This window comes from Streptomyces sp. NPDC002088, from assembly GCF_040296605.1.
GTDB lineage: Bacteria > Actinomycetota > Actinomycetes > Streptomycetales > Streptomycetaceae > Streptomyces.
Genome location: NZ_JBEOXO010000018.1, coordinates 86,987 through 110,108 on the forward strand (window position 1 = coordinate 86,987; position 23,122 = coordinate 110,108).

Here is a 23,122-nt window from a genome sequence, read left to right on the forward strand (position 1 = left end):
CAAGTATGCCAAGCGCGATCACTGGTACCCCGAACATGTCGGCTTCTCCGACGAATTACTCGGGCGCCAACAGCACTCTCGGTGCGGCCATTCAGACCATCTGGAGCAAGGAGATCTTGTTCCAGTCGATGCCGATTCTGCGATTCGAGCAGTTCGCCGTCAAGAAGACCGAGTTGGGTGTTCAGCCGGGTCTGACGATCAACTTCATGCGTTACAACAACCTCGGCGCTGCCTCGCAGTTGGTCGAAGGCGTCCGCATGCAGACCAACGCCCTTTCCGCCTCCCAGTTCTCCATCACCGTCGCCGAGCACGGCTACGCGGTCGCGGTCTCCGAGTTGCTGCTGAACGCGTCGTTCGACGACGTCATGGCGTCGGCATCGCGCCTGCTCGGACGCAACATGGCTCTCTACCTGGACCAGTCCGCCCGCGACACCCTGCTCCAGGCCACCTCGAAGATCTGGGGCTACAACAAGTACGCCACGACTTCCGCGATGAGCGGCATGGGCGTCTACTCCCAGGGCACCGCCGCCACTTCCACCGACGGTCTGGACGGCACCTTCCACTTCACTTCCGCGCTTGTCAAGGACGCGGTCGAGACGCTGGCCACGAAGAACGTTCCGCGTTTGGGCGAGACCTACGTGGCGTTCGTCCACCCGCACCAGTCGCGGCGTCTGCGTGACGACCCGGAATTCATCGAGGTCACGAAGTACGCGGCCCCGGGGAATTTCCTTCTGGGGGAGATCGGCAGGCTCAACGATGTGGTGTTCATCGAGACCACGCAGGTCAAGCAGACCACCAACGCGGGCGGGAAGACGGTTTACCAGTCGATCTTCCTGGGCGACAATGCGTTCGGCCACGCGATTTCCCTCCCGGTGGAATTGAGGGACGGCGGCATCCTCGACTTCGGCCGAGAGCACGCGCTTGCCTGGTACGCGATCTGGGGTCTTGGCCTCATCACCGACCAGGCCGTTCTGATCGCGGAGACCAACTAATCTCTCAGCCTGCCTGATGGCTTAGTTGGTATTCGCGGTCACGCGATCCTGAGAGGTTAGGGGAGCGGTTTTCTGGATTACCAGGACCGCTCCCCTTCCTCGTTAAAGTAGTACCGCATCACATAAATGAGTCCCGAACCCGGAGAACGAAATGCCTGTTGCACGTAACGTCGCCCGCCCCGGTGATCTGACCGGCCGGAACAAGGCTTCTCTCGCCAAGGAGCACGCCGAGGAACTGGCCACCCGCGAGAAGGAGATCGCCCTCATCAACGCGGCGACGGCTGCCGAGCGGTCCGACACCGTCGTTGAGGCCAAGCCCAAGACTCCCGAGCCGGTCGTAGAGACCGTCGTCGAGGTCTCCGAGGCGGTCGAGGTCGAGACCCCGACGCGCGAGTTCCGCGTGAACACCGCCATCGAGAACATGACCTTCGGCCACGACAACCACTACGACTTCGAGGAGGGCGTTCGTTACAGGGCCCCGAAGGCCTTGTACGACCACCTCGATTCTCTCGGCTACATCTGGCACTGACGGTGGCTAGGAGAACCCCTTCCATGACTACTTCCGCTCCCGAACTTCCTGCGCAGGGCGCGACGTACGTGCTGGAGAACGCTGAAGGCCACGGTGCCGGACTGGGACACGTTCCCAACGGCTCCGTGGTGACCGTGGTCGAAGTCCACCCGGCGGGCACTGCCGGGATCGGGCACGCGGGCGAGGACTCCGTCCTGCTGGCGTACGAGCACGACACCCACGTCATCACCGACGACGGCGGCCACGCGCCCGGCAAGGCGATCCGGCACTTCTCTCTGCACCTGTCCGACTTCTTGCGCCTGTTCACGAAGGTTGATGCCTGATGGCTGGTCCCAATGCCACCTGGGCCGGTAACGCCCTGGACTTCCTCACCGGTCGCGCCGTCGCCTACACCGCAGCGCGCTCGTCCTACCTTGCGCTGCTGACGTCCGACCCCGCAGGGGACGGCGAGGTCATCAGCATGACCAACCTGCCGGAGATCACGACGTCCGGCTACGCGCGCCAGCAGGTCGTGTGGACGGCGCCGTCCGGCGAACCGATGACCACGGCCAACAACGCCCTGCTGTTCTACGGTCCGTTCACCGCCGACATGGTCGACGCCGCTGCCTTCGCCGCGCTCGTCACCACGGCGTCCGGTACGAGCGGATCGGTCATCTACGTGTGGCCGATCGACAGCCCCCTCCAGGCCGTCACCAACGAATCGCTTCAGATCGCTGCTGGCGCCCTCACCCTGAACGCCTGATAGGAGTCGCGGAATGGCCACTCTCGACGATCTGCGGAAGCGCGTACGCAACGAGCTGGGCGACCGGCTCACGCCGTTCCGCGACACGATCCGGGGGACGGGCGATGTCGCCGAGTACGAACTGAGCGCCAACAACGTCACCGGAGTCGAAGCCATCCGCGTCACCGGCACCACCCAGACGGAACTTCATACCCCCGAGGACTACGCCCTCGACCCGCTCAACGGCATCCTCACCCTCACCGGCGCGCTGCCGCTGGACGCCCTGCTGCTCGTCTCCGGCGACTCCTACTCCCTGTTCGCCGACGACGAGCTGGACACCTACATCCACGACGCCTTCGGCCAGCACAACCGGGGCCGCACCATATCCACCCGCTACCGCGACGAGCACGGTTTCATCCGCTACGACGAGGTGCCCGTCGACGTGCACAACCTCCCGCCGGAAGAGGACGTCATGGTGGTCCTGCTGGCCACCATCGAGGCCATGTGGGCACTGAGCACGGACGCGGCCACCGACATCAACGTCCAGACCGCCGACGGTACTTCCGTCGACCGGGGCCAGCGCTTCGCGCAGATCCAGACGCAGATCAGCATGCTCAACGACCGGTACAAGACGCTCTGCGAAAAGATGGGCGTCGGCCTGTACTCGATCGAGGTCACCAACCTGCGCCGCGTCTCGCGCACCACCGGAAGGCTCGTGCCGCTCTTCCGCGAGCGCGAGTACGACGACCACTCCCTGCCGGAGCGGATCCTGCCGCCGATCGGGCCGGGTCACCAGAACGACGACGAGTCCGGTGTGCCGTCGCCGATGTACGGCGGATGGGGCTTCTGATGGGTCGCCTGGACTGGAAGCGGTACGGGCGGTTCAACGCCAACTACGAGACCACCGACATCATGGCCACCCTGCGCGGACGGCAGGCCGAGGTCGGGGAGCGGGTGCAGTACTACCGCTTCTCCCACGCCGACTCCTCCGGGGACGACCTGTACGACGAGGGCACGGGCCAGGGAAAGGTCTTCATCGGCCCGTACCGGATCCCGGCTCTGCACGTCATCCACAGCCAGGGCGGTGCGCAGGACACCCCGCAGGGCCTGTACGCGGTCGACAACCTCTCCATCACAGCCTCCTTCGACGCGCTGCGGAAGATGGGGTTCTCGGACCAGGACATCGACCACCGGAAGTACCTCACCGACCGCGTGGTGTACGACGACAAGGTTTTCCGGGTCATGTCGATTGCGGTTCTCGGGCAGATTCAGAACCGGGACATCATCGTCAGCGTGGAATGTGTTCAGGTGAATCCTGACGAGCTGGTCAACGACGCGCAGTTCGCGCGCTGGTCCCAGCCGGTCTGACTATAAACTTCGTCGGCTTTCTTGGGATCCTGAATGGCGGAAGACTTCTGCTATTCGAGATCCCGTGAGGCCCGCTTTGCCATGGCTCATCAACGAGGACCGCGCCGTTAAGGCGAAACTCCAGGGCCTCTCTGTTATCGACGCGAACGCATCGGACGGCCGACCCGTTCCGGTGCGCTACCGCGTCCCCGAGGTGGAGCTGGCGCAGCAGACCTTCCCCCTGATCGTCATCGAGCATGCGGGCATCGAGAAGGACGACGAGCGCGAACACCGAGGCCCTGTCCGGCTGCCGTACGCCCCGGAGGGCAAGCAGGGCTGGTGGGCGGACGGCGCCACGTCCTACGACGTCGCCGACTCCCCGTACCTGGTCGACTACCCGATCCCTTACGAGCTGCGGTACCGCGTCCTCGTCTTCTCCCGCACCTACTGGCACGACGTGGCCCTGGCTTCCGCCCTCGCCCAGCCGGACCGGATTCCCGCGCGCTTCGGATTTCTGGAGATCCCCGAGGACGGCACCGTCCGGCGTCTGGATTTGCTCGGCGGACCCGAGATGGCAGACACCCGCGACGAGAACGGAAAGCGGCTGTTCCGCCGCGAATACGTGATCTCTGTATCCAGCGAAATGCTGCCGTCCGTCGCCGATGCGTACGTGCAGGCCCAGAGCGTGGCGCTGGACTTCGAATACTTCACGGACCACGTAATCCGACCATGACCCGGACCACGGATTTCGAACCCCAGGAACTCCCCATACCCAGGAGAATCACATGACTGTCTACAAGCGGCCCGGCGTCTACATAAGCGAGTCGCTGACCGCGCTCAGCCAGACCGTGGATACCCCCGGCGCGTCGGTCGCCGCGTTCGTCGGCACCTGCAAGAAGGGCGGCCCGCTGGCACCGACCCTGGTCTCGTCCTGGTCCCAGTACGTGGCCACCTACGGCGACTTCGGCGACACCTCCGACCTGCTCCCGTTCGCCGTCTACCAGTACTTCAACAACGGCGGCAACACCGCCTACATCGTGCGCGCCGCAGCCTCCGACGCGGTCGCGGCATCCGTCTCCCTGGATGACACCGAGACGACGCCCAAGGACACCCTCAAGATCAGCGCGATCTCTCCGGGTACCTGGGGCAACGACATCCACATCGACATCACGGCCTCGGCCTCCGGCGGCGGCCGGTTCGACATGTACGTCTACGTCGGCGGCTCGACGGCGGCCTACCTCAAGGAGCGCTTCACCGACGTCTCCCTGGACCCGGCCGATTCCCGTAACGCGACGGCCCTGATCAACTCCCCGGTCACCGGGTCCGCGTTCATCAAGGTCGAGTCGCTGCTCACCACCGCGTGGGCCGCCGACCACGCCCCTGCCGTCCAGACGGGCACCGCTCTTTCCGGCGGGTCCGACGGAGTGGCTGCGATTGACCTGGAGGAGGCCACCGAGCGCCTGGAAATCGTGGAGGACAACCTCGTCCTCAACCTCCCGGGCATCACCGACGCCACCGTCCTCAACCCGGTCATCGAGTGGGCCGAAAGTCAGGGCGGCGTCTTCGTCGTCGTGGACGGAGAGAAGGCATCCAGCGCCGACAACGCCCACTCCTACGCGCTGTCGCTCCAGGGGATGTCCACGGGAGGTTCCGCGCTGCGCGATTCCTCGTACGTGGCCGTCTACGGGCCGTGGCTGATCGTCAACGACCCGGCGACCAGCGCTTCGGGCTCGGCCCGGCTGCTGCCGCCTGGCGGGGCGGTGCTCGGTCAGTACAGCCGCACCGACGCCTCCCGGGGCGTGCAGAAGCCCCCGGCGGGCATCGACACCGTCCTCAAGGGTGTGCTGGACGTGCAGTTCCGGTTCTCCAACGACGACCAGGACGCGCTGAACGTCGCGGGCATCAACGTCATCAAGTCCCTGCCGGGCACGGGCTTCGTCATCTACGGCGCCCGGACCCTGAGCGTGGGCATGCCCGACCGGTACGTCTCCATCCGCCGGTCTCTGATGCTGATCAAGAAGGGGCTCCTCGACGCCACCCGCTTCGCGGTCTTCGAGCCCAACGACCAGATCCTGTGGGACCAGATCAACGCGGTCATCTCCCAGTACCTGCTGACCCTGATGCAGACCAGCGTGCTGGCCGGGACCACCCCGGACGAGGCGTACTTCGTCACCTGCGACTCGACGAACAACACCGCCGCATCGGTGGCCAACGGTGTCGTCAACATCCAGGTCGGTGTCGCTCTCCAGACCCCGGCCGAGTTCATCGTCATCGAGATCGGCCAGTACAGCGGTTCGTCGTCGGCGACCGACAGCACGTCCACTTCTTGAGAGGTAACAAATGGCCACGACTACGTCCACTGTTGGGCACATCGCCACCGATCCCTTGCGGAATTTCAAGTTTCAGGTGCAGATCCAGCACCCGGACATCAAGGGTTTCGCTCGGATGGGATTCATGTCGGTTTCCGGCCTGAACGTCACCACCGAGGTAATTCCGTACCGCGAGGGCGGAATGAACACGACCACCCAGAAGATGCCAGGGCAGTCCGACTTCGCACCCATCACCCTTTCCAAGGGGTTGGCCGTCGGAGATTCGCACATGATGGACTGGATGCGGCAGTTGTTCACCGTCATCCAGGGCACCGGAAACGGAAAGGCCGGATCCGAGTTCCGTCACATGGTCGACATCAAGGTGCTCGACCACCCGGTCACCTCCGGAACCACTCCCGCCAAGGCGGCATTCCGGGTCTACAACGCCTGGCCGACGGCGGTTGCTTTCTCGGACCTCGACGCCGGTGCCAACGCGATCATCGTTCAGCAGATGACCCTCGCTCACGAGGGATTCGAGTTCAAGTTGGCTAACAGTGTCGGCTCGTCTTCCGTTAGTTTCTAATAGCGGAATTCCGAGACTCTACTAGGAGCAATACCAGTGGCTAACGACCTTCATACCGAGGGGTTCACCAACCCCCTCTCCAACCCGGGCGCATCCAACGCTGCCATCCAGGCCCTGCTGAGCGAAGCCCAGGGACAGGTCGCCAAGCCCCAGATCGAACTCCCGGCAGGTGGCAACTTCCGCCTGCCGGGAGGTCTGGTTCAGGGCAGCGACTACACCGACACCCGCTACGACGCCGAGGTCCGCGAACTGACCGGCGCCGACGAGGAGGCCCTGACGAAGGCGCGCTCTGGCGGTGTCGGCAAGTTCATCACCACCCTGCTCCAGAGCGGCACCGTCTCCGTCGGAGGCCAGAAGGCCAGCGCTGCTCTGCTGTCCAACCTCCTGCTCGGTGACCGGGACATGCTCCTGCTGGAGATCCGGCGGGCGACGTACGGCGACGAGGTCGTGTGGGACCAGTTCTCCTGCCCGTGGTGCAGCGAGGAGTTCCGTCTCGCCGTCACCCTCGACGAGATCCCCATCCGGCGCATGGAGAACCCCTCCGAGCGCGTCTTCGAGGTGGAACTCCGCCGGGGCCGAAAGGCCTTCGTCCGGCTTCCCGTGGGGGCCGACCAGGAGGCAATCCTCGCCGTCGTCGAGCGGGCCACGGATTCCGAGCAGAACACTCTCCTGATCTCCCGTGTTCTCATTTCGGTGGTCGAGTCCAACGGCAGTGAGAATGCCGTCACGGGAAATCCAGAGTTCGCCCGTTCTCTAGGCATCCTGGACCGCAAGGCCATCCTGGATGCGATTGAGAAGAATCAGCCAGGCCCTCAGTACAATGAGGTCAAGTTCACGCACGAATCGTGCGGAAAGGAGGTCCCCCTCTTCATCACTGCGGGGGACCTGTTTCAGGGCTTGTAACTACCACGACACGTACTTCGAATACGAGCAACTAGTCGAGCTATCTCCGGCTTGGAGCCTCAGCGAAATTCGCCGGTTGACCGTACGTGAGCGCCTGCACTGGGTGAAGTGGTTCATGGCGCAGCGTAATAGGCGGATGTCTGAGGCGGACAATGGCTAACCAGAGTACGGCAGCAGGGCAGGGACAACTCCTGGGCTGGAACAAGGCCCAGGAGGCAATCTCTGCCCTGACGCGCACTATCACCGACCTGAACAAGGGTCTCAAGGGCGTGTCCGGCGGCGTCGGGCAGATGTCCCAGTCCCGGTCGGTCGGCCTCGCGCTGGGCGACGTCTGGAACGGCAGCAGCCACTTCTCGCAGGGCCGCACCGGCGGCCAGACCTCCTCCAGCAACGGCGGCTCGGTCCGCTTCTCCGGCAGCACCAACCAGGGTGGCGGGTCCGCGAACAACGGCGGCCAGCAGGGCTCGGGCGGCAGCGGAGGCTCGGGCGGTACGAACACGCCCCGGCTCGGTGGAGGCTCCACCAACAACGGCGGCCAGCGCAGCCAGTACACCCTCAAGAGCGGGCTGTCCGGCGTCGTCTCCTGGGGGCAGAAGGAACTGCCCGACCAGGTCACGATGCAGACCACCGCCTACCAGGCGGCCCAGTACTCCTCGAAGTCCTGGCACACCCTGCGCGACCAGGCGTTCAAGAACAACTTCACCGCGCAGTCCACCCAGGACGCCGCCACGGCCTACGCGACCATGTCGCAGCAGGGCATGTCCGGCGGGACGTCCTCCTTCAACACCCAGTGGAACTACGTGAAGGGCACCTCGGGATACCTCAACCCGGGCATGTCCGAGACGCAGCGGGCCCAGGGCACGGCCGCCGCATGGAGTGCGCGCACGTACAACACGATGCGCGGCATGGGTATCCAGACGATCAAGGGCGGGCAGAAGCAGAGCCCGCGTCAGATAGCCCAGCAGATCTACACGCGGTTCCCGGCGCTCAAGAACGTCAAGACCCAGGCGCAGTTGTCGGCAACCCTGAACGACCCGGCCTCCGGCCTGAACCAGTCCCTGAACTCCTGGGGCCTGGACTCGAACACACTGGAACTCGTCAAGGGTGAGCTGCGCGGCATGATGCTGTCGCAGATCCACGGCGGCACCGCCAACACCTACGTCAGCCTCGCCAACCAGCGCGACAACGGCAAGACGCAGGAATCGAAGAACTCCGCGCAGTCCTCCCTCAAGAAGATGGGGATCGGCGGCTCGTCGGCCAACACCCTGATGACCCGGGCCGGGACGCTGCGCAACCAGGACGTCAACATCAACGACTCCTTCACCAGCGGTCTGGAGACCGCGACGAAGTACCTGGACAAGTTCTCCACCGCGCTCCAGAAGGTCCTTGACGTCACGGGCGCCAACTCCGTCATGGGCTTCACCGGGGGCGCCGGTTCCCTGCTCGGCTCCAGTGTCGGCGGGGCCATCGGCGCCTACGGCACGATGCGCGGTCTCGCCTCGGTCGGCCGCCTCGGCGGCATGATGGGCGGAGCCGGTAGCGGTGGCGGACTGCTCAGCGGCCTGGCAGGCGGTGCGGGTGCACGAGTTGCTGGCAGTGGGGCCCTGAGCCTGTCCGGCGCGGCCCTGGGTACCGCAGGCGCTTTCGGCGTGGGTGCGCTCGCCACCGGCTACGTCGGCCACAAGTTGACCAAGAAGATCGACAACGACACGGGCCGGAAGTGGGCCAACGTCGGTGTCGACGCTGGCGCGGGCGCACTGACCGGTGCCGCGATCGGTTCGGTCGTCCCCGTCATCGGTACCGGCATCGGCGCTGCGGTGGGTGGCGTCGCTGGCGCTGCCTGGGGTATCGGAACCAACTTCTTCGGCGGCGCTGGGGAGTCCGGCGGTGCTGCTGCCGCGACGGGCGGCAAGGGCAAGTCCGGTGCGAAGGCCACCGGTACGCAGGGCGCGGGCAAGACGGCCGCTGCCGTCATCAAGGTCGCCATGAAGTACCTCGGTGTGCCCTACGTCTGGGGCGGTACGTCGCCGAAGGGCTTCGACTGCTCGGGCCTGCTCCAGTACTCCTTCAAGCAGATCGGCGTGAGCATCCCCCGTACGGCCGCGCAGCAGCAGAAGGCCGGTAAGAAGGTCAAGCTCAGCGAAGTCCGCGCGGGCGACCTGCTGTTCAACGGCAACCCGGCCCACCACGTCGTGATGTGCATCGGCGGTGGAAAGGTCATCGAGGCGCCGCGTACTGGCCTCAACGTCCGCGTCCGGTCGTTCAAGCCGGGAGAGTTCACCAACGCGGTGCGGATCCTCGGCTCGGTCGGGAATCTCAGCGACACCTCCAGCGATGACACCGAGACCGCCGGTTCGGACACCGAGAGGTTGTCCACCATGGGATTCGGCGGTGACACCGGGGCGTACGGGTCAGTCGAGGAAGCGGACGCCCTCGCCTCCGGCATGGCCGCGCTCGCCACGACCGTCGGCACCTCCAAGAGCGACGAGACGGACAAGTCCGAGTCGGACAGCGGCTCGTCGAGCGTCGGGACCGCACCCAAGGGCAATCTCGCCAAGTGGATCAAGAGCGCTCTGACGCTCATCCACAAGGACACGAAGCAGAACGAGAAGTACGTCAACACCATCGCGATGCACGAGTCCGGCGGCAATCCGAAGGCCATCAACAAGTGGGACTCGAACGCGAAGAACGGCACGCCCTCCAAGGGCATTATGCAGACCATCCAGCCGACCTTCGACGCCTACTCGCTCAAGGGCCACAAGGACATCTGGAACCCGGTCGACAACATCATCGCCGGTACGCGCTACGCGGTCTCCCGCTACGGCTCCCTGGCGAACGTCCCGGGCATCAAGTCCATGGCGAACGGCGGCTCGTACAAGGGCTACGCGGTCGGTTCTACGAACGTGGACGTCGACCAGACCGCGCGTATCCACAAGGGCGAGATGATCATTCCCGCCTACCAGGCCGAGGCAGTGCGCCAGGCGCTCGCAGGAAACACCCCGCTGGCCGGAGGGCTCGGCGGAACCTCTGGCGGCTCAGCCAGCCTTGCGTTCCACTCCGGCTCCGTCGTGATCCAGGTGCAGGGCTCGATGGACCAGCAGTCGGCCCGCGACGCGGCCAAGCAGTTCATGACCGCCCTGGCCGAGGACGACCGAATCAACCTCATCGCAGCAGGGAACTGACCATGCGACTTCATACCTGGGCGGCTGTGTAATGGCCGCCAGCAAGATCGTAGACAACGGACCGTTCGACTCCCGGATAACCAGCATCCCGCTCTTGCAGAAGGTGGTAGGGAACGGCGGATCGGGCGCGGGCGGAAAGAAGTTGACGCGCGGCTTCATCATCCAGAAGGACGCGGTCAGCGGCGTGCGATACCGCTGCAACTTCCTCTACAACCCGAGCGTCCTCAACGTTTCGCATTCCGTCGACTCGGATGTCCTCGCCGACGAGAACTCGAAGAACCCGAACGACGTCACCAAGGACACCTACCTGATGCCCTTGCAGCAGTCGCTGAACTTCAGCCTGCTGTTCGACCGCACCTATGAGATGTGGGACTCCTCGAAGTTGTACGGCGACGCCCTCCTCTGGGTGCCGCAGTTCGGCGTGGCCTACGACGTCCTGTCCCTCTACAAGATCACGGGTGTTGCTGCCCCGGTCGTCATCGAGGGCGACGGTACGGACGCCACCGCGTCCTCGGAAAAGGCCTGGCAGAAGGGCAACTTCTCCACAGGCCCAGCAGGCCCGATGCTCAGCAACCCGGTGTTCGTGGTGATCGGCTCGACGCTGTCCTACTACGGGATCATCCAGAGCCTCAACGTCCAGTACACGCACTGGACCCAGTCCATGATCCCCACGCGCTGCCAGGTCGACATCACCGTCACCCTGCTGCCGACTCCGACAGGCGGCAACAAGTACGCGCCGATCATCGGTCCCCGCGTTGCGAACTGGGGCGACCCGCTGTCGACCTCGGAGCAGTTGGGCAAGAACGGGGTGGCTGGCCGGTGATCTCCTCCAACTCCCGTTACGCGGACTCCACGCTGGCCCTCGTCTCCTCCGGCCGTGGCACGAACCTCACCGTCGTACCCGGCCAGCAGCGCGAGTGGTCGTTCAACTTCACGTACCACCAGTTGACCTCGGCCGACCGCATCGACCTGCTCGCCGTGCAGTTCTACGGTGACGCCCGCCTCTGGTGGCACATCGCCGACGCCAACCCCGAGGTCCTGGACTGGTCCGTCCTGACTCCGGGCCAGATCATCAGGATCCCCAGTGTCTGAGCGGACCCCCGTCACCCGGCTGACGATCGGCACAGACAAGGTCACCTCGTACGTCTCGCGGGTGGAGGTCCGCGAAGGCTACGGGACGCACTCGATGGCCATCATCGACGTCTCCACGCCACCAACCTCCAAGAAGGCCTACACCGAGCTGACTCCCGTCGTGCTCGACTACGGCCGCTCCCCGAACGACCTGGTGCGCTGGTACGGCTACGTGCACCACTCCAGCGCGCTCGCCTCCTCCGGCAGCCGCAATGTCGTCGTGCGCTACATCTGCATCAGCACATCGCTGCCCATGAACACCCAGCGCACCCGGTCGTGGAAGAACGTCTCGCCGACCTCGATCGTGCGGCAGGTGGGACGGGAGAACGGTCTGCGCACCGTCATCTCCCCGTCGGCGCGGCGCCTGACCTACTGGGCGCAGACCGGCCAGAGCGATTTCAAACTGGTCAACGACCTCGCTTCCGAGACCGGATTCCGTTTCTGGGTAGAGGGCACCACGCTGTACTTCCTGGACCCGCGAATTCTGCTCCTCGGGCAGAAGGTCCAGGACATCCCGGTGTTCTCCAAGAACCAGACGGCCGGAGTTTTCGACACTCTTCAGGACCTCTCGATCCTCACCGGCACGATGATTCCCCGGGAGAACGGGACGACCGGCACCTCCGTGGTTTCCGGATTGGATGCGAAGACCGGAAAGGTCATCAAGGCGTCCTCGGCCGCTGATACCGGAACCACGACGTTCCTGAATTCCATCACCACGACCCGCGCCGTGGACAACTACGCCGACGCGCAGGCGCTTATGGAGGCGCGGACGCTGGCTTCCCGTGGCTGGATCACTATGCAGGCAACTCTGTACGGGACGGCGAAGGTATTTCCAGGAACACTGGTCGGCCTCGCAGGAAAGTCCGTTTCCTCGGAGAACACAGGCCGCTGGCTGGTGACCAATACCAAACACGTCATCAACCGGGCCACGGGAAATACCGGGCTGCTCTTCACCACAACTGTGGATGCAGAAAGAGACCAGCCCTACGCCGTAACATTTCAAAGTGACGCTAATAAGCGTTTCAAGTTCGACACGGTCCCGGCTGTCTTGAGGAACAAGCAGTTCTGGGAGTCGAGCCTTCTGGAGGACGTCAATGTCGGCTGATCTCGTGCTGGGTCTTTATCAGGCGAGCGTGGCAAACAATCAGGATCCGCTGAATGAGGCACGGGTAACCCTCCTCATTCCTCAGATCCTCGGAAACGCAGAGAGCGCCTGGGCTGTTCCTGCATCACCGACCAACACAATCCCGCCGGTCGGTCAGACGGTCTGGGTGCAATTCTCCGGCGGAGACATCACCAAGCCGGTGTACAGCCCGCTGGGCATCAAGCAGGCCCAGGACGACTTCGCGGCGAGCATCGACACGCAGCCGCCCAAGGAGCCGACCGGCCTCACCCTGACGACCACGATCTACGTCACGGACGACGGCACCACACAGAGCAGCGTCACCGCCTACTGGACCCCTCCGACGGAGAACCAGGACGGCTCGACCCTCACGGACCTGTCCCACTACATGGTGCAGGCCTCGTACGACGGCGAGACCTGGAGCGGTGGGGGGACCACCGGAGACACCTACCTCGTCTTCGACACGCTTCATACCGGGCGGACTCTCTACGTCCGCGTCCAGACCGTCGACACCAGTAACAACGCCTCCCTGTGGGCGCAGGCCAACATCACTACGGCCTCGTCCACGACCCCACCGCCGACGCCCTCAACCCCTGTGGCGCTCGGTGTGCTGGGCGGTGTCCGCGTTACCTGGAACGGGCTGGACAGCACGGGCGCAGCCATGCCGCTGATCGTCGACCACGTGCAGGTGCAGCGGGACACGACGTCCGCGTTCGCCAGCCCGGTCACCGTGGCGACCCTGCGCGGGGCCGACTTCGTCTACGACTCGATCCAGAACTACGCCAACGCCTACTACTACCGGCTGATCGCGTACTCGAAGGTCGGCATACCCTCGGCCGCTTCGGCCAGCGCGTCCGCGACCGCCAAGCAGGCGTACAACGCCGACATCCTCGACGGCGCGCTCACCGCTGCCAAGATCGCTACGGGCGCCGTCGACTCCACCAAGCTGGCCGCCGGTGCGGTCACCGCCACCGCTGTGGCCAACAGTGCGATCGAAGCCGGGAAGCTAGCCGCGCTCGCGGTCGGCACCACGAACATCGCCAACAACGCCGTCACCGGCGCGCAGATAGCCGACGCCACCATCGGCGCGGCGAAGATCATCAACGCGGCGATCGGTACCGCGCAGATAGCCGATGCCGCGATCAACAACGCCAAGATCGCGAACCTCGACGCGGGCAAGATCACCACCGGATCTCTCGATGCCGCGCGCATCGCCACCGGATCCCTCGACGCCGCGAAGATCACCTCCGGCACGCTCACCGCGACGCAGATCCTGGCCGGATCTCTGACGGGTGCGCTGCTCCAGGCGGACACGATCACCGCCCGCGAGATAGCCACCGGGACGGTCACGGCCAACGAGATTGCGGCCGGGACGATCACGGCGTCGAGCGGTGTCATCGCCAGCATCGACGCGTCCAAGATCACCGTCGGAAAGGTCACGGCATCCCAGATCGACGCAACCAGCCTGGTGGTGTCCGGCGCCAACGTGTCCGGCACGGTGGCCAGCGCAACGACGGCCGCGACGGCGACCACTGCCGCGACAGCAACCACGGCCACGTCCGCTACGACGGCAACCACTGCTTCCAGCGCCACGACGGTCACCGGCGCCATCGGTGCGAGCGTGAGCGTCCCGGCAAGCCAGTTGAACAACACCCAGATCCCGACGACCACCACGATCAACGGCGGCTCGATCCTCACCGGCACGGTGGACGCCTCGAAGATCACCGCCGGGACGATCACTACCGACCGGCTGACGGTAGGCATCTCGGGCAGCGTCAACCAGAAGTTCTACGACACCATGACCGAGGCCACGAAGTGGACCACGTCGGGTGTCACGCCCACCTCGGTAGGGGTGACCGACGCGCACACAGGCGGCTCCATCATGCGCGCCGTCGGCGCCACAGGTTCCCTGTACCGGCCGGACGTGAAGATCCCCTTCGATGCAGGCGTGCTGTACCGGGTCTCTGCCGTCGTACGGCAGACCGCCGACAACTCCACCGCAGGTACCAACCAGGGTGTCTACGTCGGGCTGATGGGCTGGGCTGCGGACGGCACAACCGCAGTCAACCGCAGCGGCCTGGCGTCCGTGTCGTCGCACGTATACGTCGGGGCCTCCAACTCCGCGCTCACGACCGGCGGCGGATGGACGCGCTTCACGGGTTACGTGAAAGGACGGGCCGCCACAGGTGCGCTCGGCTCGGCAGGCCCGAACACCAGCCCGCTGTCGCCGGGTGTCATGCACGCCGACGTCCGCTACATCAGCCCGATCATGTTCCTCAACTACAACGGAGGAACGGGCACTCAGGAAGTCGGCCTCTTCACCATCGAGGTCGTCGAGACCGGCAGCGTAGGAACAGTCAACATCCAGGACGGAGCGATCACGGCCACCCAGGTGGCAGCACGCACGATCACAGCCGACAAGATCGTGATCGGTGACACGTCAAACATCCTCCTGGACCCGTCCTTCAACCAGAACAGCAGCGCATGGAACTGGAACACCAACGTTGTACGGACAGCCTCCAGCGACTCCACCGTGCCGACGGGATCCCCGGCACCGTGGGTCGCCAAGTTGACCAACCAGACCAGCGCCAACACCGACCTCACCTGGAAGCACACCGCCACCACGACAACCGGCATGGCGGTGACCCCAGGGGAGACGTACTACGTGGAGGCGTGGGTCGTAGCCTCCAGCACCTCCAACGCCAACCTGCGGTTCTTCCTCACGACTTGGGACGCCGCAGGCAGCAACGCCTCCTGGCCGTCCGTAGGCACCACAACGCCAGCAAGCGCAACGACCTGGACCAAGATCAGCGGGCAGATCACGATCCCGGCAGGGAAGTACCTCGCAACCTTCGGGATCGGTTCAGTACAGACGACACCGACGACGGCCGCCGGGTTCTGGTGTGTCACCAACGTCAAGATGCGCAAGGCCGTGGACAGTGCGCTGGTGGTCGCTGGGTCCATCACCGCCGACAAACTCGATGCCAACGCGATCAACGGCAAGACGATCACTGGTGTCACGATCACCGGTACGTCCACGATCACCGGTGCGACCATCCGCAGCGCCGCGTCGGGCGGCCGAGTTGAACTAAAGTCCGATAACGCTGATGGCATGGCCATTGTGCACTTCTACGCCCAGACGGCCAGCGATGATCCCGGCACCATCCTGGTGGACGGCGCGGCGTCGAGCAGGTCCCTGAGCATCGTCCCCCCAGCCGCATCCGGTGCCACAAACGTCCCATTCTTCTACCAGGGATATACGAACAATGGCGCGGGGACGGAGACCATTCTCTCCAGTGATGCGGTATCGGTAGAGGGAATCCTCGTCGCCAGCAACATTGCTACCGGACGCGTTAACATTACCCCTAATGCCGCTAACGACCCTACGTCGGTAACCGTAACTGGGCTGGGACTTGTCGGATCCAGCCCACGGGCGGTTGCCACCCCGTCGACCGTAGTGCCCGGAACATCCGTCACGGGAGTCGGCTGCACAGGAGTCACCACGGATTCGGTAACCATCTGGGTTACCCGCACCAACACCACCACAACTGGAGTCGACTACATAGTGATTGCGAGTTAACGGTGGATGAGGAAGAAGCCCAGCCGGTCAAGATGGTTGTGACCTGTCGTACGGAAGGATGCCCCGTCGAGGGTATCTCGTACACAGTGGACATGTATCCCAACAGCACGGAGCCGATATACCGGGCCGTATGCGGGAAGTGCGGCAACGCCATAACGGACATCGTCCCGGCCGCCTGACAGGGGGAATTGGTAGGCATAGCTGCGCTCCTGAGACAATGCAGCTATGCCTACCGAGATTGCTTATCCATTCCGCCTTGCGTCCGACGGGACTATCGCCGTCGAGACGAATCCGGACAGGCAGATCGCCCAGCATGTAAAGGCGCTCATCGGCACGCAGCCGGGGGAGCGGGTCATGCTCCCGGATTACGGGGTTCCCGTGGCTGATCTGCTGTTCGACCCTGACGCGAGTTTCGTCGCTCAGGAAATTAGCCGTGCTGTGACAACGGCATTCAGCGCCTACGAGCCTGGCGTGGTTCTCCAGCAGGCCATCCCCATCCCAGACGCCGGACAGCAGTCCCTCGCACGCATCGAGGTCGACTACATCCGCCGTGAGGACGGGGCTACACCGTCCAGCCTGGCCCTTCAGGCCAACACGGCCGTGGTCCGCGTCGGCGGCACCGTAAGCGAGGTCATCAGTGGCTGACGTTCCCGCTATCGACTACACCAGCCGGGACTACGAGGGCTTCAAGGCCTCCCTGCTGGACTACGCCGCCCGCGCGTTCCCCCAGTGGGTGCCCTCTTCCGAGGGCGACTTCGGCGTGGTCCTGGTCGAGCTGTTCGCCTACCTTGGCGACAGCCTCTCCTACTACGGCGACCGGCTCCAGCAGGAGGCCTTCCTGCCCACTGCGACGCAGCGGCTGTCCCTGCTCCAGATCGCTGACCTGCTCGGCTACGTTCCCAGCAACGGCGTTCCGGCCTCCGGCACGGTCACCTTCCAGACGTCCAACCCGGGTCCGGCGGTCACCGTGCCTGCGGGCACCCAGGTCGTCACCGACTACATCGAGTCCATCGACTCCCCGGTCACGTACGAGACCGACCAGGACGTCACCGTGCCCCTCAACGGCGGCACCGCGACCGTCTCGGTCACCCAGGGCGTCACCCGGACCCAGGTCAACTTCGGCACCAGCTCGGGGCTGCCCGTGCAGGAGTTCCGGCTTCCCGACGTACCGGTCATCGGCGGCACGGTGAGGGTCCTCGTGGACGACGTCACCACCCTCACGGAGTGGACGTACATCGACTACCTAGTAGACGCCGACCCGACGGACAAGGTGTTCACCACCTTCCTGGACGACTCCGGCGCTGCGTGGGTCCGCTTCGGTGACAACATCAACGGCGCCATCCCGACCACGAACCTCACCCTCTACGCCACTTACCGTGTGGGCGGGGGAGTGGTCGGCAACGTCAACGCGGGCGTCGTCAACGCCATCGCCGACGCTGCCCTGCCCGGAGTCACCGTCGCCCAGGACAGCGACGGCACCGCGATCTCGTCGGCCATGTCCGGCGGCGCGGACCCGGAGACCAACGACCAGATCCGGGCGAACGCCCCGCGCATCTTCCGCACCCAGGACCGGTGCGTCACGCTGGCCGACTTCTCCGACCTGGCGCTGATCATTCCTGGCATCGTCCGGGCGAAGGCCGTGGCGTCGACCTACACGAGCATCTCGGTGTTCGTCATCGGATCCGACGGGGGAACGCCCAGCACCACGACGCTCCAGAACGTGCAGAGCACCCTCCAGGCCAAGGCACTGGCGGGCACCACGGTCACCGTGTCCGGCCCGACCGTGGTCCGTCTGAACGTCGGCAAGTCCAGTGCAAAGATCTCCATCGAGTGCTGGCCCCGCTACTCCCGCGCCGCCGTCCTGTACGACGTGCAGCAGGCCCTGAAGACCATGCTGTCCTTCGCCAACGTCGACTTCGGCATGCGGCTGACCCTCTCCGACTTCTACAAGACGCTCCTCGCGGTGGACGGCGTCCGGTACGTCGACATCCCGATGATCGCCCGAGCCGACGCAGCCCAGACCGGTACCGCCGACATCGTCATGCGCGCGTGGGAGATCCCCACGGTCGGCGACATCACCAACATCACCATGACCGGAGGTATCGGCTGATGGCCGCTGTCTACCCCAAGCAGTACAAGTCCTTCACCACGCACAAGAACCTCGTTGAGGACATCGACGCCAGCCACGTGAACAACCTCCAGGACGAGGTCCTGGCGCTTCAGCAGACCCTGGGCGTCAACCCGCACCAGGACACCGCGCTCAAGATGATGACGAACAGGTGGGCCTCCGTGGCCGCGCGGCTGGACGCGATCCAGCGCGGCAAGGGCATACCGGTCTGCTACATGACCAAGACGTCACACACCCTCAGGCCTCCGAAGACGCCGGTCTCCGGTGTCGCCGAACGGGTCACGATCCCCTTCGCGAGACCGCCCCTCGTTAATGACCCCGAAGGCATCTTCAACGGCAGCGGCTCGGTGACGACGAACCGCACCGGCTGGTGGATCGCCTCCGCGTACTGCCGAGGCAGCATCCTGCAAGAAGACCCCGAGCGCTGGCTGGGCATCGCGGTCGGAGGTAAGCGCGCTGTCTGCCACACGGTGACGCACAACTTCAACGGCTACAGCCACACCACCGTGTTCTGGCAGGGCCCGGTCGCCGCAGGCAAGAAGATCGAGATGATCGAGCGCAACCCCTACGGCGGCAAGACCTACACCCTCGACGAGATCAACTTCGCCGTCTCCATGCTCCGGGAGCTGTGATCCGGCATGGGTACCTACGGCGTCTCCAAATACGGGCTCGCGAAGTACGGCACGGACATCCGCGCCGAGTTCGACGTCAGCCCGTTCACAGCCACGCCCGCCGACTACTCCACCGTGCTGCTGGACTGGACGGCCCCGGCCGGTTCGTGGGACACGCTGCGACTGCTGCGCAACCGGTACGGCTGGGCAGTCAATGAGAACGACGGCGAGATCCTGCTCAACCAGACCCACAAGGCCACGTCGTTCGTGGACAAGGACGTAACTGGCGGCCACTGGCAGTACTACACCATCTTCATCCAGGCGTCCGGCCAGTGGTCCCGAGCGGGCACCGTCGCCTGCCTGATGCCCAAGGACAACGGATATACCGACCTGCTGTACTCGCTCCTGCCCGAGCACTACAAGGTCGACGTCGCGGCAGGCAACATCGTCTCCGACGACTCGAACACGCTCAACCCATACCTGCGGCCGTTCCTGTCGATCTTCGCGTTCGGGTTCGACATGGTGAAGTCCTACTACGACTCCAACCGCTACACCAACGACGCGATGCGCACCCGCTTCGACAACATCGCCCAGTTGGCCACGCAGTTCGGCGTCCAGTACGAGGCGTCCACCCCGGCTTACCTCTTCCGGCAGCGGGTGCGGGACGCGGCCACCCTTGGCCGCCAGAAGGGCACCCTGGAGCAGATCCGTTCCATCATCTCCGAAACGACCGGCTACGACGCGGACCTGCGCATCGGCTACAACCTCATGCTGTCCGACGACCAGGCCGACTTCGACCACCCGTCCTTCCCTCAGTGGGACGCGGGCGTGAACTACGCGGCCGGGGACAGCGTCGGGTTCGGCGCCTACCTCTACAAGGCGGGCAGCAGCGGCGCGTACGGCGCTTCACAGGCCCCGACGGGCACGGCCACCTCCAACAGCTACTGGACGGTCGTGCAGTACGGCACGGACTCCACGCTGGTGGACGCCAACGGGCTCGTCGCCGGGTGGGAGCAGGTCTCCTTCACCACGGGCGTCACCCCGGGCACGGGCGGCGTCCTCGTCGGCATCGGCGTGCAGAACCCGACCAACCCCGATGACAAGGCGGGCAACGCGCTGTGGGTGCGCAACACCAACTCCGGCGGTGTGGTCGCCACCATGGGCGTGCGCTCCGTCGGCCGTGTTTCCGGCCAGTCATCGATGGACCCCCAGCAGCCGGTCCTCTACGGCATCCCGCTGCCCTACACCTGGCAGGCCTGGGACGACGACGTCTACTACCAGCCCGGCGACATGGTCATCTATCACGGCCGCGTCTACCAGGCACTGACCGCGAGCCTCAACGTCACCCCGCCGGACACTCCGACCGCGAACACGCAGTGGACGCCGCTCGGTTACGACGAGCGCGTGCAGATGTGCCTGTCCGGCTACGCGCAGGCCTACTCCGGCGAGCAGGTGAACGTGTACCCGTTCGTCGAGTACTACGACGCCCACGGAGCCCTGATCACCTCCCTGTACAGCGATGCCCTGCCCGCCTACACCGTGCTCGACTCCTTCACCCAGGGCTGGAGCGACTGGACGGCCCGCACCTCGGACCTCGGGGCGGCCTCCTGGACAGAGACGGTCGGTCAGTGGACCTCCGGCGGCTACGGGGGCGGCTGCGCCTACCCGGTCGGCGCCACGGCGTCCATCGCCACCACCCCCGGGCATGCGGACGGCACGGTGTCGGCTACCTTCCTCACCCGCCCGAGCGGCGCCCTCAACCAGGCCGTCGTCTTCCGGCTCCAGGACTCCAGCAACTACTGGCGGGCCTCCCGAACGGGACTGCACCGCGTCGAGTCCGGTTCCTGGGTCGCCACCTACAGCTACTCGCAGACGTTCCTGGACGGTGACCGGATCACGGTCGAGTACTCCGGGAGCAACATCACGGTGTACCGAAACGGAACCCAGGTGCTCACACTCAGCAACTCGACCTTCAGCACTGCCACCCGCGTTGGAATGGCGGTCGCCTGATGCCTAACTTGACCTTCAGCGACACCACGGAGTTCTTCAACCGGTTCGCTGTCAGCGGCACCATCGACGCGCGGACGTACCGCGTGCACCGGCCGGAGCTGGCCGGACAGGTCACCATCGACGGCGGCCTCGTCATCACGGTCCCGCGCCCCAAGCCGCTGGCCCCGCTGGCCGGGCAGTTCACTGTCCACGGCACCCTCGCGGCCGGAGTGAAGGCCCCGGCTGCCGCCTTCAAGGACTTCTCCCACTACCCCTACCAGGGCGTCGACCCGGCCAAGGCGTGGATCGGGATCACATCGGGGTCCCTCAAGTCGGCTGTCTCAGGCTCATACAGCCGCCCGTACACCGCGATCACCGGCCCAGTCGACTACCCGGTCTCCGGCGGCGGTTACGCCTGGAAACGCGCGGCGTACGCGGCCGTGGGCTTCAAGTTCGCGAGCATGTCGGCGAACAAGCATCAGATCCTGGACGCGGTGCAGTTCGAACCGCTGCCCCTGGGGGCGACCGGCCCGAGTGCCTACCAGAACGCCAGGGAACTCCGCGTCGTGGTCAAGCCGACGCGGCTGAACTACGCGGACAACCCGAACTTCGAGAGCGGGATTACGGGTACCTCGGCACTCAACGGTGCGACCCTCGAAGCGGACTCCTCGACCTGGTGGAGAGGTACGCAGAGCCTCAAGGTCACCGTTCCTTCCAACCCCACCGCGAACGCCGGATTCAACTTCGCGGCGCGCGGCCTCATACCTGGGCGCCGCTACACCTTGAGCGCCCGCATCGCCATCGCGCAGTCCTGCGGGAGCGTGTACCCGTGGTCCAGCAGCACCAGCACCACCATGAAGTACCGGACCTGGTACAAGGACGCCCCCCAGGACGCCACCAATCCGCGCTGGAGAACGGTCTCCGTCACCTTCGACGCGAAGGCGTCCGTGTGCTGGGTCGGGTTCAGCGTCGAGCGGACCACCATGCCCTCCGGGCAGCCCAGCATCTATTGGGTGGACGGCGTGCTGGTGGAGGAAGGCGGCTCCGTCCGTGACTACTTCGACGGCTCGATGGGCGAGGACTACCTCTGGGAGAGCAGCGGTACCGCGAACCTTGCCAGGTCGTACTTCTACGAGAACTACGTCGAGCGCAGTTACCTGATCCGCACGCTGCTCGAAGAGAATGTTCCCTTGGGAACCACTTCGTCCGTCCCTCAATATGCCGTACTGCCGACCCAGTAACAGCCAACCCGTAAGGAAACCATGTTCACCAACTATGCCGACGCGGCATCCCTCGCCATCGGCCTGGTCCTGCCCGCCGTCGTGGCGCTGCTGACCCGACCCTCGACCAACGCCACCGTCAAGGGCACCGCGCACGCGGTCCTGTCCATCGCAACCGGCGCCCTGGCCGTCTACCAGGCGAACCCCTCCAAGGGCTACATCGTCCCAGCCCTCGTCGCTGGCCTCCTGGCCTGGCTGTCCGGCACCGCGTTCTACCACTCCTTGCTGAAGAAGTACTCCTGGTTCGCCTGGCTCCAGAACGCTCTGGTGCGCGACAAGGTGAGCGGCCTTCATATCGGCGGCGTCCCGGTCGCCGAGGTCTACGAGCAGGCCCGGGTCGCCGAGGACGCCGTCAAGGACGAGGAGGCGGCCGAGGTCGTCGGCCAGGTCGTGCAGAGCGCCAAGAAGGCGATCTGAGACATGGACTGGTTCCGGCTGCTGCTGATCGCCTTCGCCACCTTCACCGCCTGGGAGTGGCTGGTCGTCGTGCTCCCCTTCGCGCTTCCAGCCGCCCTCCAGCCGCTCGCGGTCGTCGGCCTGGCCTACGAAGCGCAGCGACTGCCCGGCTCGTGGCTGGCGGCTACAGCAGCGGCCGGAGTGGTCGCCCTGCTGCACATCCCGGTCCGGGGCGGCGTGGTCGAGGCGACCCCGTTGCGCTTCCCCCGCAGGCATCCGTCTACCGGACGCAGAGTCCCCGACCTGCCCTGATTGTCA

Annotated in this window: 22 protein-coding genes; all 22 read left to right on the forward strand. The window is 65.3% G+C overall.

Annotation, left to right across the window (positions count from 1 at the left end):
- Window positions 1-5: 5 nt before the first annotated feature.
- Complete coding sequence (locus ABT114_RS31975; RefSeq protein WP_351146385.1) at window positions 6-992, forward strand: N4-gp56 family major capsid protein; 987 nt, start codon at window positions 6-8, stop codon at window positions 990-992.
- 151 nt (window positions 993-1,143) lie between these two features.
- A complete protein-coding gene (locus ABT114_RS31980) occupies window positions 1,144-1,521 on the forward strand; it encodes a hypothetical protein (RefSeq protein ID WP_351146386.1) in 378 nt (125 codons plus the stop codon).
- 23 nt (window positions 1,522-1,544) lie between these two features.
- A complete protein-coding gene (locus ABT114_RS31985) occupies window positions 1,545-1,844 on the forward strand; it encodes a hypothetical protein (protein ID WP_351146387.1) in 300 nt (99 codons plus the stop codon).
- Window positions 1,844-2,263: a phage tail fiber protein gene (locus ABT114_RS31990; RefSeq protein WP_351146388.1), complete on the forward strand. Its 420-nt coding sequence runs from the start codon at window positions 1,844-1,846 to the stop codon at window positions 2,261-2,263. The genes ABT114_RS31985 and ABT114_RS31990 overlap by 1 nt, the downstream gene beginning before the upstream one ends.
- Before the next feature lie 13 nt (window positions 2,264-2,276).
- On the forward strand, window positions 2,277-3,092 hold the full coding sequence (locus tag ABT114_RS31995) for a hypothetical protein (protein WP_351146389.1): 816 nt from the start codon (window positions 2,277-2,279) through the stop codon (window positions 3,090-3,092).
- Window positions 3,092-3,610, forward strand: a complete 519-nt coding sequence (locus ABT114_RS32000; protein ID WP_351146390.1) for a hypothetical protein — start codon at window positions 3,092-3,094, stop codon at window positions 3,608-3,610. The genes ABT114_RS31995 and ABT114_RS32000 overlap by 1 nt, the downstream gene beginning before the upstream one ends.
- A gap of 64 nt (window positions 3,611-3,674) precedes the next feature.
- The gene (locus ABT114_RS32005; RefSeq protein WP_351146391.1) at window positions 3,675-4,322 is read left to right on the forward strand and encodes a hypothetical protein; all 648 of its coding nucleotides are present in this window, start codon (window positions 3,675-3,677) and stop codon (window positions 4,320-4,322) included.
- 52 nt (window positions 4,323-4,374) lie between these two features.
- A complete protein-coding gene (locus tag ABT114_RS32010; RefSeq protein ID WP_351146392.1) occupies window positions 4,375-5,919 on the forward strand; it encodes a phage tail sheath family protein in 1,545 nt (514 codons plus the stop codon).
- Between the two features lie 10 nt (window positions 5,920-5,929).
- A complete protein-coding gene (locus ABT114_RS32015) occupies window positions 5,930-6,481 on the forward strand; it encodes a phage tail protein (protein WP_351146393.1) in 552 nt (183 codons plus the stop codon).
- A gap of 36 nt (window positions 6,482-6,517) precedes the next feature.
- Complete coding sequence (locus ABT114_RS32020) at window positions 6,518-7,384, forward strand: T4 family baseplate hub assembly chaperone (protein WP_351146394.1); 867 nt, start codon at window positions 6,518-6,520, stop codon at window positions 7,382-7,384.
- Between the two features lie 152 nt (window positions 7,385-7,536).
- The gene (locus tag ABT114_RS32025) at window positions 7,537-10,566 is read left to right on the forward strand and encodes an NlpC/P60 family protein (protein ID WP_351146395.1); all 3,030 of its coding nucleotides are present in this window, start codon (window positions 7,537-7,539) and stop codon (window positions 10,564-10,566) included.
- A gap of 94 nt (window positions 10,567-10,660) precedes the next feature.
- Window positions 10,661-11,389: a hypothetical protein gene (locus tag ABT114_RS32030; RefSeq protein WP_351146396.1), complete on the forward strand. Its 729-nt coding sequence runs from the start codon at window positions 10,661-10,663 to the stop codon at window positions 11,387-11,389.
- On the forward strand, window positions 11,386-11,658 hold the full coding sequence (locus ABT114_RS32035; RefSeq protein WP_351146397.1) for a LysM peptidoglycan-binding domain-containing protein: 273 nt from the start codon (window positions 11,386-11,388) through the stop codon (window positions 11,656-11,658). The genes ABT114_RS32030 and ABT114_RS32035 overlap by 4 nt, the downstream gene beginning before the upstream one ends.
- Window positions 11,651-12,802: a phage late control D family protein gene (locus tag ABT114_RS32040; RefSeq protein WP_351146398.1), complete on the forward strand. Its 1,152-nt coding sequence runs from the start codon at window positions 11,651-11,653 to the stop codon at window positions 12,800-12,802. The genes ABT114_RS32035 and ABT114_RS32040 overlap by 8 nt, the downstream gene beginning before the upstream one ends.
- Complete coding sequence (locus tag ABT114_RS32045) at window positions 12,792-16,400, forward strand: phage baseplate assembly protein V (protein WP_351146399.1); 3,609 nt, start codon at window positions 12,792-12,794, stop codon at window positions 16,398-16,400. Before ABT114_RS32040 ends, ABT114_RS32045 begins: the two co-directional genes overlap by 11 nt.
- Window positions 16,401-16,625: 225 nt before the next feature.
- Window positions 16,626-17,045, forward strand: coding sequence for a GPW/gp25 family protein (locus ABT114_RS32050; protein WP_351146400.1), 420 nt, complete (start codon window positions 16,626-16,628; stop codon window positions 17,043-17,045).
- Window positions 17,038-18,510 carry a baseplate J/gp47 family protein gene (locus ABT114_RS32055; RefSeq protein ID WP_351146401.1) on the forward strand — a complete coding sequence of 491 codons (1,473 nt, stop codon included), beginning with the start codon at window positions 17,038-17,040 and terminating at the stop codon, window positions 18,508-18,510. The genes ABT114_RS32050 and ABT114_RS32055 overlap by 8 nt, the downstream gene beginning before the upstream one ends.
- A complete protein-coding gene (locus tag ABT114_RS32060; RefSeq protein ID WP_351146402.1) occupies window positions 18,510-19,160 on the forward strand; it encodes a hypothetical protein in 651 nt (216 codons plus the stop codon). The genes ABT114_RS32055 and ABT114_RS32060 overlap by 1 nt, the downstream gene beginning before the upstream one ends.
- A 6-nt stretch (window positions 19,161-19,166) precedes the next feature.
- Window positions 19,167-21,149 carry a phage tail protein gene (locus ABT114_RS32065; protein ID WP_351146403.1) on the forward strand — a complete coding sequence of 661 codons (1,983 nt, stop codon included), beginning with the start codon at window positions 19,167-19,169 and terminating at the stop codon, window positions 21,147-21,149.
- A complete protein-coding gene (locus ABT114_RS32070; protein ID WP_351146404.1) occupies window positions 21,149-22,369 on the forward strand; it encodes a hypothetical protein in 1,221 nt (406 codons plus the stop codon). The genes ABT114_RS32065 and ABT114_RS32070 overlap by 1 nt, the downstream gene beginning before the upstream one ends.
- Window positions 22,370-22,390: 21 nt before the next feature.
- Entirely contained in the window at window positions 22,391-22,825 is a 435-nt protein-coding gene (locus ABT114_RS32075) for a hypothetical protein (protein WP_351146405.1), read from the forward strand.
- Window positions 22,826-22,828: 3 nt separating this feature from the next.
- Entirely contained in the window at window positions 22,829-23,116 is a 288-nt protein-coding gene (locus ABT114_RS32080; protein WP_351146406.1) for a hypothetical protein, read from the forward strand.
- Window positions 23,117-23,122: the final 6 nt, after the last annotated feature.